At 52.7% G+C, this 13,842-nt stretch carries 12 protein-coding genes and 3 pseudogenes; 8 read left to right on the top strand and 7 right to left on the bottom strand.

Going from position 1 to position 13,842, the window contains the following annotated elements; all coding sequences use genetic code 11:
- Nucleotides 1-197: 197 nt before the first annotated feature.
- From CWI35_RS00520 to CWI35_RS00490, 7 genes are all read left to right on the top strand, one after another.
- Entirely contained in the window at nucleotides 198-926 is a 729-nt protein-coding gene (locus CWI35_RS00520; protein ID WP_044731526.1) for an amino acid ABC transporter ATP-binding protein, read from the top strand.
- A gap of 29 nt (nucleotides 927-955) precedes the next feature.
- The gene (locus tag CWI35_RS00515) at nucleotides 956-1,801 is read left to right on the top strand and encodes a glutamate ABC transporter substrate-binding protein (RefSeq protein ID WP_119877367.1); all 846 of its coding nucleotides are present in this window, start codon (nucleotides 956-958) and stop codon (nucleotides 1,799-1,801) included.
- An 84-nt stretch (nucleotides 1,802-1,885) separates the two neighbouring features.
- Nucleotides 1,886-2,539 (top strand): amino acid ABC transporter permease, encoded by a 654-nt coding sequence (locus tag CWI35_RS00510; protein WP_119877366.1) that lies wholly within the window; start codon nucleotides 1,886-1,888, stop codon nucleotides 2,537-2,539.
- 16 nt (nucleotides 2,540-2,555) lie between these two features.
- The gene (locus CWI35_RS00505; protein WP_119877365.1) at nucleotides 2,556-3,206 is read left to right on the top strand and encodes an amino acid ABC transporter permease; all 651 of its coding nucleotides are present in this window, start codon (nucleotides 2,556-2,558) and stop codon (nucleotides 3,204-3,206) included.
- 221 nt (nucleotides 3,207-3,427) lie between these two features.
- Complete coding sequence (locus CWI35_RS00500) at nucleotides 3,428-4,681, top strand: sensor histidine kinase (RefSeq protein ID WP_240432127.1); 1,254 nt, start codon at nucleotides 3,428-3,430, stop codon at nucleotides 4,679-4,681.
- Between the two features lie 49 nt (nucleotides 4,682-4,730).
- A complete protein-coding gene (locus CWI35_RS00495) occupies nucleotides 4,731-5,633 on the top strand; it encodes a response regulator (protein WP_119877364.1) in 903 nt (300 codons plus the stop codon).
- 305 nt (nucleotides 5,634-5,938) lie between these two features.
- Nucleotides 5,939-6,466, top strand: coding sequence for a YceI family protein (locus tag CWI35_RS00490; protein WP_119877363.1), 528 nt, complete (start codon nucleotides 5,939-5,941; stop codon nucleotides 6,464-6,466).
- Nucleotides 6,467-6,907: 441 nt separating this feature from the next.
- Here CWI35_RS00490 and CWI35_RS00485 read toward each other — a convergent pair.
- From CWI35_RS00485 to CWI35_RS00470, 4 genes and pseudogenes are all read right to left on the bottom strand, one after another.
- Nucleotides 6,908-7,012: pseudogene (locus CWI35_RS00485) on the bottom strand (SDR family oxidoreductase); the annotation flags it as partial.
- 74 nt (nucleotides 7,013-7,086) lie between these two features.
- Nucleotides 7,087-7,392 (bottom strand): 4a-hydroxytetrahydrobiopterin dehydratase, encoded by a 306-nt coding sequence (locus CWI35_RS00480; RefSeq protein ID WP_119877362.1) that lies wholly within the window; start codon nucleotides 7,390-7,392, stop codon nucleotides 7,087-7,089.
- Nucleotides 7,393-7,394: 2 nt separating this feature from the next.
- Nucleotides 7,395-7,980, bottom strand: a pseudogene (locus tag CWI35_RS00475) (Uma2 family endonuclease).
- A gap of 135 nt (nucleotides 7,981-8,115) precedes the next feature.
- Nucleotides 8,116-9,369, bottom strand: coding sequence for an esterase/lipase family protein (locus tag CWI35_RS00470; protein ID WP_119877991.1), 1,254 nt, complete (start codon nucleotides 9,367-9,369; stop codon nucleotides 8,116-8,118).
- 259 nt (nucleotides 9,370-9,628) lie between these two features.
- Between CWI35_RS00470 and CWI35_RS00465 the strand changes: the two are divergent.
- Nucleotides 9,629-10,099: pseudogene (locus CWI35_RS00465) on the top strand (rhamnogalacturonan acetylesterase); the annotation flags it as partial.
- A gap of 250 nt (nucleotides 10,100-10,349) precedes the next feature.
- Here the strand turns inward: CWI35_RS00465 and CWI35_RS00460 are convergent.
- The 3 genes from CWI35_RS00460 to CWI35_RS00450 all read right to left on the bottom strand — a co-directional run bounded on the left by CWI35_RS00460 (nucleotide 10,350) and on the right by CWI35_RS00450 (nucleotide 13,836).
- Complete coding sequence (locus CWI35_RS00460) at nucleotides 10,350-11,327, bottom strand: bile acid:sodium symporter family protein (RefSeq protein WP_066228778.1); 978 nt, start codon at nucleotides 11,325-11,327, stop codon at nucleotides 10,350-10,352.
- Nucleotides 11,328-11,531: 204 nt separating this feature from the next.
- On the bottom strand, nucleotides 11,532-13,310 hold the full coding sequence (locus CWI35_RS00455; protein WP_119877361.1) for an adenine deaminase C-terminal domain-containing protein: 1,779 nt from the start codon (nucleotides 13,308-13,310) through the stop codon (nucleotides 11,532-11,534).
- A gap of 76 nt (nucleotides 13,311-13,386) precedes the next feature.
- Complete coding sequence (locus CWI35_RS00450; protein WP_066228784.1) at nucleotides 13,387-13,836, bottom strand: acyl-CoA thioesterase; 450 nt, start codon at nucleotides 13,834-13,836, stop codon at nucleotides 13,387-13,389.
- Between the last annotated feature and the right edge of the window lie 6 nt (nucleotides 13,837-13,842).

Raw genomic sequence — 13,842 nt, 5'->3', positions numbered from 1 at the left:
GACAGCCGCAACATATCCGCTCAAAACATTTTTTATTTTTGAACTTCCTGTAGATTTCAGTAGATTCCTGTAGATGTTTCTTTACAATCAATTCGTAAAACGTTCACCATTTTGTCAAAAATCGTCCATGAGCCGCTTTTACGGATCATGTAAACACGGCGTGGGCGTACGATGTTGACGGGAAAGGAGGGGGGCTATTGATTTATTTCCACCAAGTGAACAAATATTACGGCGATTTTCATGTGTTGAAAGACATTAATTTGACGATCAACCAAGGGGAAGTCGTCGTCATCATCGGACCATCGGGCTCGGGCAAAAGCACGCTCGTGCGCTGCATCAACCGGCTCGAGACGATCTCAAGCGGCGAATTGATCGTCGACGGCGTCAAAGTGAACGACAAAAACATCAACATTAACGAACTGCGGCGCAACATCGGGATGGTGTTCCAACATTTCAACTTATACCCGCATATGACCGTCTTGCAAAATATCACGTTAGCGCCGCGCAAAGTGCTCGGCATGTCCGAAAAAGAAGCGAACGAGATCGCTATGTATTATTTGGAAAAAGTCGGCATCCCTGACAAAGCGAACGCCTATCCGTCCGCGCTGTCCGGCGGCCAGCAGCAGCGTGTCGCCATCGCCCGTGGATTGGCGATGAAGCCAAAAATCATGCTGTTTGACGAGCCGACATCCGCCCTTGATCCAGAAACGATCGGCGAGGTGCTCGATGTGATGAAACAGCTGGCCAAAGAAGGAATGACAATGGTCGTCGTCACCCACGAAATGGGGTTTGCCCGCGAGGTGGCCGATCGCATCGTCTTTATGGACCAAGGCCGCATTTTAGAAGAAGCGCCGCCTGATGAGTTTTTTGCGGCGCCGAAAGAGGAACGGGCGCGCGTCTTTTTAAGCCGCATTTTAAACCATTAATTCCGGTCAATCAAAGGGGGTTTTTTCTCATGAGAAAGAAAGCATGGAAATGGTGGATCGCGGTTGCCTTGACCGCCTTATTGAGCGCCGTTGCTTTGACGGGCTGCAGCACGACGGACAAAGGGGAAGGCGGAACATCGTCAGAAAACGCCAAAGCGACCAATACGCTTGAAAAGATTAAACAGCGCGGCAAGCTTGTCGTCGGCGTCAAATACGATTTGAATTTATTCGGGTTAAAAAACCCGGAAACCGGCAAAGTCGAAGGATTTGACATCGATATTGCCAAAGGGCTGGCGAAAAAAATTCTCGGGGATGAAAACAAAATCGAATTGAAAGAAGTGACGTCAAAAACACGCATCCCGATGCTGAACAACGGGGAGATTGATGCGATCATCGCCACCATGACGATCACCGAGGAACGGAAAAAAGAAGTCGACTTTTCGGACGTTTACTTTATGGCCGGGCAATCGCTGCTCGTCAAAAAAGACAGCCCGATCAACAGCGTGAAAGACTTGAAAAAAGGCATGACCGTTCTGACGGCGAAAGGATCGACATCGGCGGAAAACATCCGCAAAGTCGCGCCGCAGGTCAACGTGCTGGAGTTTGAAAACTACGCGGAAGCGTTTACCGCGTTGAAAGCCGGCCAAGGCGATGCGCTCACGACCGACAACGCGCTGCTTTGGGGCATGGCGAAACAAGATCCGAACTACCGCGTGCTTGATGAAACGTTCACTGAAGAGCCGTACGGCATCGCCGTCCGCAAAGGGGATAAAGAATTGCTGCAAGTCATTAACGAATACTTAAAAGAAATTAAAGAAAACGGCGAATACGATAAAATTTACGAAAAATGGATCGGCAAAAAACCGCAACAGTAACAGAAACGGTGGGCGGAACACATCCGCCCATCTGTTTGCCCAAAGGACAGGCAAGGATTCAGCGAAGAAAGGAGGCGCTTTTCCATGCTGCGCTTTTCCATCTTACTCGAACATTGGGATCTGTATATGCAAGGGTTTGGCCATACGATTAAGGCCAGCGTGTTGGCGCTGATCGGCAGCTTGGCCATCGGCACCGTCATGGCCATTTTCCGCATCGCTCCGATTCGTCCGCTCAATTGGATCGGAACAGCGTATGTAGAATTTATCCGCAACATTCCGCTTGTGTTGATCGTCTTTGTTTTTTTTATGGGCTTGCCCGCCGTCGGCATCCGCTTTGACTCGTTTACCGCCGGAACGCTCGGGCTGATGGTGTATACCGCCGCTTTTATCGCTGAAGCGATCCGCTCGGGCATTCAAGCCGTTCCGAAAGGACAAATGGAAGCGGCGCGCTCGTCTGGATTGACGTACTTGCAAGCGATGCGTTACGTCATCTTGCCGCAGGCGGTGAAAATCGTCATCCCGCCGCTTGGCAACCAGTTCATCAACTTGGTGAAAAACTCTTCCGTGCTTGGCGTCATCGCCGGGTTGGATTTAATGTATTACGGCGACTTAATTTCTTCCAAAACGTTCGTCACCTTTGACGTTTATATTTTCGTCGCTTTGTTTTACCTCGTCTTAACGATCCCGCTCAGCCTTGGCGTCGGCTACTTAGAGCGCCGTTTGCTTAAGGCGCGGTAGGAAAGGAGGCTAAACGATGGATTTTGCCGGTGCTTACGCGCCCGCCCATTTGAAGTTTTTGCTTCAAGGGTTTCTCGTGACATTAGAAGTGGCATTCATCTCGATTGTCTTAAGTTTTGTGTTCGGCATTATCATCGGGGTCATTCGCTATACGAAAATCCCGGTGCTTTCCCAATTTCTGGCTGTAATGGTCGAAACGATTCGGAATTTGCCGCTGTTGTTAATCATTTTCTTTACGTATTTCGCCCTTCCGGAAGTCGGACTCAAGCTGGATAAACTATATGCCGCCATTGCGGCCTTGGTCATTTTTGAATCGGCCATGTTGTCGGAAATTGTCCGCAGCGGCCTGCAGTCGATCGATAAAGGGCAAATCGAGGCGGCGCGCTCATCGGGGCTTACGTATGTGCAGACGTTATGGTACATCATTTTGCCGCAAGCGTTGCGGCGCATGGTGCCGCCGATCGTCAGCCAGTTTATTTCCTTATTGAAAGATACCTCGCTCGCCATTGTCATTTCCTTGCCGGAGCTGATGAACCATGCGCAAATCATTAACGGGCGCAACGTCAATTTTGTCATCCCGATTTTCATTCTCGTGGCATTCATGTATTTTATCGTCAACTATTCGCTGTCATTATTATCGCGCCGGTTGGAATACCGTCAGCGGTGATGGAACCGTATCCCCTTCTTCGGCTGGGGCATACGGTTTTTTCTTGCCGTCTCTTTTGTTAAAAAGATCCGTTGTTTTCGCTTTCCTGTTATATAATAGAATTACAGATTAGCCCATGACCTTCACAAAGGCGGTGACGTCCACTGACACCAGCAAAAAAAGAACCGCTTTGGCTTCTTTTGCTTTTGCTTTCCGCTACTGCGTTTCTTGGCGAAATGAAAATGAACCCGTTTGACAGCCCGTTTCGCGTCTCACTCGGCAGCGCCGTCTTTTTTCTCGGGCTTGTCGCCTTTGCTTCTCTTCCGCCGCTTGTGATCGGTGCAAGCACCGGAGCGGTGGTCGTCGGCTTTCGCATCTTTCTGGACTCGTTGACAGGAGAAATGTCGACTTCTGAGAGTCTGCTGACCCATCTTCCGGCAGCGGGGTATTATATCAGCTTTGCGGCAATGGCCTCTGTCCTCCGCTTGCGCCGTCAAATTACAGCCCCGATTCGGGCTGGAGCGGTTGGAGCGGCGCTTGATTTTTTGGCTAACGCCTGTGAACTAGGGATCCGGTATTGGATGGGCGAACCGTTTGCCTTCAGCGGCCAAACGATCATCGTCTTATGGTTATTCGCCATTTTGCGCAGCTTTTGCGTCATTGGCGTTTACAATATGTGGGTGACGAAGCATGTCCGCTCGCTCGCTGAAGCGAGAAAGCAAGAACTCGAACGCCTCATCATGGTGAGCAGCGGATTATACGAAGAAATGTTTTACTTGCAAAAATCAATGGCTCTCATGGAAGACATGACGCGCAAAAGCTATGACCTTTACTCGCGGCTGATGGAAAGAGAACACGTTGAACCGCGCGTCGCCCTGGAGCTTGCCGAACATATTCATGAAACGAAAAAAGATATGCAACGCATTTTCGCCGGCCTTTCCAAGCTCATCGGCCGCCAATCGGTGCGCGGGCGCATTTCGATTGCCGAACTGTGTGCCATGGTCATTCGCGCCAATGAAAAATACGCCAGCTTGTCCGGAAAAGCGATCACGTTTTCGTACAACGGCCATATCGATCTCATGACCGATCAACTGTATCCTCTTCTTTCCGTGCTTAACAACTTGGTATCGAACGCCGTCGAGGCGATTGGCGAAAGTGGGTCCATCTGTCTGCGCACACGCCTTGAAGGAACCGAATTGATCATCGAAGTGGAAGATAGCGGCCCCGGCATTGCCGCTGATGACATCACCTGGATTTTCCAGCCTGGATTTACAACGAAATACGACCGCCAAGGCAACCCGTCAACAGGCATCGGGCTTACCCACGCCCGCGATATCGCCCAAACGCTTGGCGGCCATCTTCAGCTCGTCAAAAGCGAGCCAGGGCAGACGGTGTTTCGCCTTGCCGTTCCGACAGCCCGCCTCCTGCAAAGCACACCGATCACAGCCGAAATGTCCGATCGCGAGGCCAACCGGCAAGAAAATGCCGTGATGTAGGCAATGGCACCCATTCTTGAGCTTCCAAAGAAAGGAGAGAAAAAAGGGCATGGGACTTCGCTTTTTTCTCATCGAAGACGATCCCGTCGTAAGGAAGATGTTAGAAAAGTTGATTCATGAATCAGGACTCGGCGAAGTGGTCGGCTGCGCTGAAGACGGTTTGAATGTTCGCGCTGCCGACTTGCTTCACGTTGATGTGGTGCTCATCGACCTATTAATGCCGGGGCGTGATGGCATTCAAACGATGAAAGCGCTGCGACAGGAAGGATTTATGGGGACATTTATCATGATCTCGCAAGTGGAAAACAAAGAAATGATCGGCCAAGCGTACTTGCATGGCATTGACACCTACATTCAAAAACCGATCAATCGCTATGAAGTGTTGTCTGTGCTCAAGCGCGTCGCCAACCATATGTCCGCCGTTCGCTCGCTGGAATCGATCCGCCAAGTGCTCAGAGGGCTTGAGCCGCAAACGGCCGATGCCGATGCCGTTTCCAAATCGTCCGCCCTCGAACAGCAGGCGCAGCAGCTTCTCCTTCTTCTCGGCGTCGCCGGCGAAGCGGGAAGCGCCGACGTGCTCCTTGTGGTGCACTGGTTGGCGGAACAGGAAGCGAAAGGCCGCCCTGTGCGTGAACTGCCGCCGCTCAAAGAACTTTATGCGGAACTCGTCCGGCGGGAATACGGCCTGCCGCCCGCTGAAACCGTCAAAGAAGCGCGGGCGATGGAACAGCGCATCCGCCGCCTCGTCTTGCAGGCGTTCACCCATCTCGCTTCCCTCGGCCTAACCGACTACACGAACCCGACGTTTGAGCATTTCGCTCCAAGGCTGTTTGATTTTGCTGACATCCGCCGTCGGATGAAGGAACTCGAACGAGGTCAAAGCGAAACGGAGTGCCGCATGAATGTGCGGAAGTTTTTAACAGCTTTTTTTCTCGAGCTGAAACGGACATAACGTGCAACAACTCTTCTTCCCCCGAAACGACTCAGCTGCCTCTCTCGTCAACCAACGGCGCCGGGACGCCAGCATCACGGTGAATAGTGTGAAAGGCAAAGCGACCGGCTGCCGTCAGTTGATTGTTCTCAGTTCATTGTTTTTCCCTCCCGTCTTGTTCATTCTTCAAGCTCCTTTCATACAAAACCGTCAACACCTGTCGAACTCCTCATCAAAAAACTCGAATAAAAAATGTTTGAATTCGAGATATATATTTGCTATGATAATGATGTGAATATTAATCGCATGACAAGAGGGGGAGAACCATGACGACATTTCAACTCGACAAAGCGCACAGCTCTGTCGCCTTCCAAGTCAGACATATGATGATTTCCAAAGCGAAAGGAGAATTCACCAACTTTGACGTCGAGGTGCAAGGCGATATCAACGAACTCGAGTCGCTGAAAGTCAAAGCGACGATCGACGCCGCCTCGATCGATACGAAAAACGCCGACCGCGACAACCATCTCCGCTCGGCTGACTTTTTCGACGTCGAAAACCATCCAACGATCACCTTTGTCAGCGAATCGGTGCGCAAACTTTCCGACACGGAATATGAAGTGACCGGGAAACTGACGATCCGCGGCGTGACGAGAACGGAAACGTTCAAAGTCGAATACAACGGCCAAGTGAAAAACCCGCTCACCGGCGGCATCTCGGTCGGTTTTGACGTCGAAGGAACCATCAACCGTGAAGACTACGGGTTGGTATGGAACGTCGCGCTCGAAACCGGCGGATTCCTCGTCGGGAAAGAAGTCAAAATCCTTGCAAGCTTTGAATTCGCCCTCAGCTGAATGATCAAGCGAAACGAAGGTGTCCCAAAAAGCAATGGGACACCTTTATCATTTCCCGACAGAAGACTCCCACTTCCATTTTGTGCAGGGCGCAGCCCAAAAATAAGCGGGAGATGAATGTCGAAAAGTCTAGCCTAAATCGTTGAATTATCCGAACAAATGTGCTATCCTGTTCTTGTACGTTGTTCTGCGAAAACGGAAGATAGGGGGCTGTGACAGGAAATTCGTCTGTCACGTAAAATCTTCAACGTTCGATCACTCCACGCTCACCGAAGGGCGAAAACCAAGCGAAAGCAGGGAGCGTGGCTTGTTCAACGCATGAGATGTGAACCGTTTTCACCATTGGAACGACGGGCAGAGCCTGCTAAAAAACTGGTGAATACACTGGTGTTCGCAGGAATCTCCACCTTCAAATTTCGTTAGAAATTAAGGTGGAGTAGTTCAATGCGCTGTATACCCGCCGTCAATCACGACCGCCTGCCCAGTGACGCCTTTGGCCTGTTCCCCTGCCAAAAAAAGAACATAATGGGCGATTTCTTCGGTCGACGCCGCCAACGTTTTCGCCACCTCATAGCCGATCCCCCGCGCCGCTCCGGTGATGAGTGCCACTCGCTTTTCCATCATTCCCCTTCCCCCTGCTTCATCTGTTTGTACACATCATCATACTGCTTCGCCAGTTCAAAATCGAGCTTCGTCAGCCCTTTCGCCCGCCATGAGGACAACTTTACGGTGATGAGCTTGTAGTCGATCGAAATGAACGGATGGTGGTTGGCGTTTTCTGAAATCGCGGCGATTCGCCGGACGAACTCGATTCCCTGCAAGTAGTCTTGAAAACGGTATTTTTTCACAATCCACCGCTCATCGGCCAGCTTCCAGCCGTCCGCTTCTTCGAGCAGCGCTTGCACTTCCGTTTCCGTTAATCGCACCTTTATCCCTCACTCTCTATATTTTGAAATATAGCGGCTAGCGGAATCGCCAAATCCGCAAACAAAAATGAGGAGAGCGTATCGCGTTCGCCAAACACGCTCCGCTTCATACCCTTTTTCGCCGCGGCCGTACACTTCCACTGTCCGGTGCAGCGGGTCGACGATCCAATATTCCTTGACGCCGAACTGTTCGTACAGCTTATATTTTTCGTTCCGGTCTTTCAGCGCTGTACTCGGCGAAAGCACTTCCACGACGAAATCCGGCGGACCATCGCATCCTCGGCTGCCAATTTTGCTTTGATCGCAAATGACGGAGATGTCTGGCTGCACCACATGCTCCGCCTGTTCATAGTCCGCCTGCTCATCAAGGCGTACATCAAACGGCGCCATGACAACCGCACATCCTTTTTCGCGAAAAAATGATCGCAAAGCAACATACAATTCGCCGACGATAGACTGGTGGACTAACGAAGAGGCCGGTGCCATGTTATAGGGCACGCCGTTGATCAGCTCCCACCGTCCGTCCCACTTGGCATAATCTTGATACGTATACCGTTCATTTTGCCGCTCGGTCGGTTTCAAGCCCATTCCCCCATCCGCTAGGTTTGCCTCTATTATACCATCGGACATCCGCGGCCGTCATACAACTCAGGTGCTTGCTCCACAAAAAAAGAGCCATCTGACCGAGATGGCTTTTTGTCCGTTCTCCTGATAATCCCTTCATTAAGGCCGCAAACTCGCCAACTGCTCGGCAAGGCGTAAATAAAAGGCATGAATATCAAACAACGGATTCGGGTCAACGCCGATCACTTCCAAATGATCGACATTGTACGTTCCCATGTCATTCCAAACTCCTTTTTTCAACGTCCCGTCATACGGCACGATCCGATCGGTCGATCCACGCTTCGGCCCGTTCATCGAAAACGTGTTGACGATGCCATCGTTCTCAAGCCAGCGGTCGTCAATGCCAAGCGCCGCATTGCGGTACGAGCCGAGAAACGGGGCGCATACGGCGGCGCTGAATACATTCATCCCCAGTTCGGGATAATAGTTGCCTGTGAGAGCTCCTCGATACGTCCGTTCTGTGGCAAAGCTCAAATAATACGTGTTCGGACTTGCCTGCACCCATTGGTTCAGCGCCTCCGCACCGGGAACGGATAAATCATAGCGGGCGGTATCTGCGGACGTCCAAACGGGGGACTGTTTGAGCCGCTCAAAATATTGGTCAAACGATTCACCCGGCTGACGGCGCAACCCCCATTGGTCGAGCTTAAAATCGTATACTTGACTCGTGTACGGCACATTGCTGGCGACAGCCGCCGCTTTCAACACCGCTTTTTGCAGGTCAAAGAAGCGATCAGTGAAATCGACCATATTGACAAGCGTCGTCCCGTCATGAGGAGTGGCAATGGTTGTCACACTCAACACAAAATTATGTCCGCCTTCAAACAACGGCGACAACGACACGTTATGCGCCTTGGCGTACTCCCGCTCTTCTTTGCTTCCGTTCTCTAGGAGAGACACAAGCATGCGGGCCGTCTGTCCTCCTTGGCTATGAGCGATGATATGGACGCGGCCGCCTCTTTTCAATTCCGGCAGCAAGCCCGGATACGTGCGGCCAAACCGCGCATGGCCGTGCTTCGCCGCATGGGCCGCACCATAATCGACCGTTCCGCCGACAAGCTGGGCGTACGCTTCGCATGCCCGGTCCCAGTTGCTTGAGAGCGGGCCGACCGCCAACGTGTACGTTCGATACCCCTGGGCGTTAAGCAGTTGTTCGATATCGCCGCGCACCCCGCCCCAGTACTTGAACCCAAACATTTCTTCTCGTCCCCAGCCGGTAAAGCCATGGAGAAGCACAATCGGCGCATCATTGGCTCGCGAAGCCGCCGCTTCAGCTCGCCCTCCCGGAACAGATAGGCAGAACACAAGCCATAATCCGAGCAACACAAGGGCAACACGCCGACAGCATTTCATCATGTTCTCCCTCTCCTTCCAACGGGCTGAAGTATTTTTTGAATTACCTAAATATTTTATACATAAGACCAAGCCCCTTCAATCCCCGCAATTGTCGGGGTTTCCTGCCGGAGAAAGGAAACGCGGCTATATCGGATCGCGACTTGACCGCCAAAGAGCGGCAGTTGATCAGCCACATCCAGGCGATGACGGCGGAAAAAGCGGATCGATTAGCGCCGCGGCGCATAAACGCACAAAACGCGGGCCACGATAACGACAGAAAAAGGTGAACGATCCGGCGCGCTACACCGAACCATTCACCTCCTACCAATCATACTTGAAGCGGTATATTAACGGCGCCCGCGCGAAAGGGGCAGCCCCTGTCCTCATCACTCCGGTCGAGCGGCGGCGCTTTTCTGCCGACGGACGAGCGCTCAACTCGCATGGACTTTATCCTGCGGCCATGAAGGCGCTTGGGGAGAGAGAGCACGTTCCCGTCATCGATTTGACGGCAAAAAGCAGACAACGGTTTGAACAGCTCGGCCCGGAACAGACGAAACAGTTGTTTCTATGGCTTGCGCCCGGCGAGCATGCAAATTATCCGCACGGAATCAAAGACAACACGCACTTCCACGAACGCGGGGCAAAAGAAATCGCCCGTCTGATCGTCGAAGGGATCATCGAGCTCAACCTTCCTCTTCGCCGCCATCTCATCCGCTTCCCTGACCAGGCGCGAGCACCGAGCCGTTAGCTCTGTCCCTGCTTCAGTCGCGAAGCGAGACTACACGCCGGCATACACCGGTACATCGAAAACTTCGCTTGTTTCTCATATGATGGCCGCTTAGAGCAGATGGCTTTTTCTTTGTCTTTTGCATTCGCCGAATCGTCCCGTCATGGCGTTGCACCTGCCTACAGCCGCTATGCAAGGCGGCAGACCGCACGCGTTGGGCAAAACTCCAATGAGAACGGCCGCTTGATCGTCGCCGCCCACTCATGGCTTCCTAGCGGGCGCTGCCGATAAAAGACGTTGGCCCACTCGCTGACGAATGATACGCTTTTTCCAACAGGCGATGGTACATCGAGGCGAGCACTTGCTGAAACAACATACCGAGCACGACCGGCACGCTGACTGCCGGAGGAAAATACGTCATCGCGAGCACCGCGCCAGCGCTGATGTTGCGCATTCCGCCGGTGAACGTCAACGCGATGATGTCCGCCGGGGCAAACTTGAGCCAACGGGCGGTCATCCAAGAAAGAAAATATCCGGAGCTCGCAATCGCCAAGACGAGAAGCGCCATGAACAGCAATCGGCCGCTTGCATGACCGAAATGCGGTGCGACGACTGCGCTGTTGATCATCACGACAAGCACCAGCGCCAATTTGGAAAGCGGCGCCAACACCGCCGCCAGCTGTTCGTTCGCTTTGGCAGACAGCCGTTCACTCACAACCATGCCGGCCAATGACGGCAAAATGATCATGAAAAACAAGCCGAGCATCATCTGCCAAACATTCATCTCGACCGCGCTTCCAGCAAGCAACAGCAACGTCAGCGGCACGACAACCGGCGATAAGAACGTATCAATCAAAATGACAGAAAGCGCCAAAGCCAAGTTTCCCCGTCCGAGCGACACCCAAATAAAGCTTGTCACCCCAGTCGGAATGGCTGCGGCCAGCACAAATCCGATCACCGTCAACCGGTCGCCGCCAAAAAATAGATGCCCAAGCCCAAACGCCCAAAGCGGAATGACGAGGTGAAGCAGACACAGCGCTACGGCGATCGGACCGGGATGAACGAGCGCCTCTTTCAAATCAGCCAAACGCAGGCGCAAACTGCCGCTGAACGTCATAAATGCAAACAGCCACGGAACAAGCACCGCATAACCGCGCAATTCATCCGACAGCCATACGCCGACCGCCACGCTCGCCGGCGTAAGCACCGGCAGCACCTTTTCCAGCATGTGATTGATCGTTTGCCACATCGGTTTCATCTCCACATCGAGCCATTGGCAGATCCGCAGCGTGAACCCGCCTACATTTTTTTATTATACAACGGAACAACTCTATTTGAACGACAAATTTTCATCGAAAACCGTGCGGAAACGACCAGGCGGCCGGCGCCGCGTTCATGTCGCTATCCTTTTTCCAACAAGACGAACACGCGCGCTGTTGCACTCCTTGCCGCGTTATTTCACTGCTTTTTCTTCCAGCCCTTCAGCCGGCAGCACAATCTCCGCCCGCTTGACATCGTACAAACCGTACGGGATTAGGCGAAGACCCGGCAGGAAATCGCACGTTAAAAACAGGAGAGTATACAAAATATCATGGAACGGAAATCCACGTTCTTGCAACAGCGCCAACAGCTCATCGTGGAAGCGGACAGCCGTGTCAAACGAATGACCGGTCGTCATCATGCCGGTAAACGGCAGCGGAATTTCCACCACTGTCTTGCCGTCATCCACGACAACAATCCCGCCGCCCATTTCGTGCACTCGTTTCGCAGCGGCCGCCATCGCCTTTGGATTTCTGCCGATGACAAGCAGCTCGGTCGTCGTATTGTACGTCGATGCCATGCCATCGATATCGACCGCAAACCGCTCCAAAATGGCTTTCGCGACCCATTGGCCATTGCGAGCAATCAACGAAGCGTACAACAGCCCTGGATGTCTGGAAAGATCGGCGTAACCGTTGACGGACGGAAGGTGGATGTCTTTTCGCTCGGTAATGACGTTGCTTTTGAAATAGGCGACCGGCACCGGCTTCTCCGGCTTCGGATGCGGATAGCGGTATAGATGCTCATCCTCAAGCCGCTCTTTAGCGAATAAAAACGGTTTTTTCGATACATACCGCCCCCAGTCTATCTTAGGCAGCGGGACAAGCAGCTTGCCGTCGCAGGCGACGATGCGGCCTTTGGAAATCACTAACGACGGTTGGAACGTGGCCAAATCCGGAAGCAAGATGACATCTGCCAACTTGCCTGGGGCGATGCCGCCGAGGTCATCGTCAAGCCGCAAATACGTCGCTGCGTTGATCGTCGCCATTTGCAGCGCGGTCATCGGCGGCACACCAAGCTCCACGGCCTTGCGAACCAGCCCGTCCACAAAACCTTCCCGCTCGATAAATCCCGGATGCGGGCCGTCTGTTGTCATCGTAATTCGGTGCGTGCTGACCCTTTTCTCTGTGATCAAGCGGATGATTTCCGGAAAATCCGGGCGGAGCGAGCTATGGCGAAGCGTCGTCCACATGCCGAGCCGCAGCCGATGGAGCGCCTCTTTAGCCGTGATAGCTTCATGGCAGGCGCTGACGCCGCTTGCGGCAATGCTATTCAGTTTCTCATATGAGCAACCGGCCGTGTGGCCATCAATCACTTTTCTCATGCGTTTTGCCACTTCAATCGTGTCGATCAAAAACGGGTCGCCTTGATATAACAGCGGCCATCTTGTCACTTCCGCCGTCCCTACGACTTCGTCCATCTCAAGCAACTTTTGAATTCTCTCTGGATCGAACCAGTCGCGTTCGCCCGGAAAGTCGGCTTGCGACACCAAACGGACGAGCCAAAAGAAATTGCCCGGCAGCGCCCGCAAATCCTCAACCAGCTGACGAAACCCATCGACGCCGAAATGCAAATAAAAAAACAAGTTGTCATTGACTGTCGTTGTCGTGCCGAGCGGCAGCACCTTAGCTGTCATGCTGACGGGATTGTAAAACACCCACGGGTGAGCGTGCGGCTCAATGAATCCGGGGGAAACGTACATCCCTTCCGCATCGATGACGATCGTATGTTCATCGGTGGCGACTTCGTTTTCTCCAACGTAAGCGATGGCATCTTCGTAAATGGCAACATTTTGGCGCAAAAATTCCCCCGAATAAACATTGGCGACGATCCCGCCTTGAATGACGATATGAGCGGGACGGCGCCCTTGCGCCACTTCAATCAGCTCCGTCCGCTTCGCTGTTCGGATCATAAACTCTTTCCCCTTTCCTCAGCTTAGAGAAAAAGCAAGCCAAGACGCAACAAGGCGAACTTGGCTCTCCCAATCATTAAGCATTCAGCAGCGGATTCATATGGGGGCATGCCCCAACGCCGTCTTCTTCGAGCAGCTGCCGAACGTCATCAGGAATCGGCATGGCAAACATGCACCCGCCCTCCTCCTTGACCCAGCCTCTCAGCTCAAAGCCGTGGCCGGTCCGCACCTCTTCGCGAAACACTTCATGGCGCAGTTTAATCGTTTTGCGGTTGACCTCCTCCACCGTTGTCCGAATCGTAATAATGTCGTCGTAATACAATGGACGCTCAAACGTGCAGCCAACATCCAGCAGCGGCAAAATGATATTCTGTTCTTTCATCAATTTCGCCGGCGGCAGCCCGATGCTGCGGAAAAACTGATGTCCGGCAATATCGAACCATTTAAAATAGTTCGGATAATAGACGATGCCGGCTGCATCGGTGTCGCCGAAGTTGACGCGCAGCTGAAACTCGTTTCGCTTCATGGCCGA

It is taken from the genome of [Bacillus] caldolyticus (assembly GCF_003595605.1).
GTDB classification, from domain to species: Bacteria; Bacillota; Bacilli; order Bacillales; family Anoxybacillaceae; genus Geobacillus; species Geobacillus thermoleovorans.
This window is presented reverse-complemented; position numbering and strand designations above follow the sequence as displayed.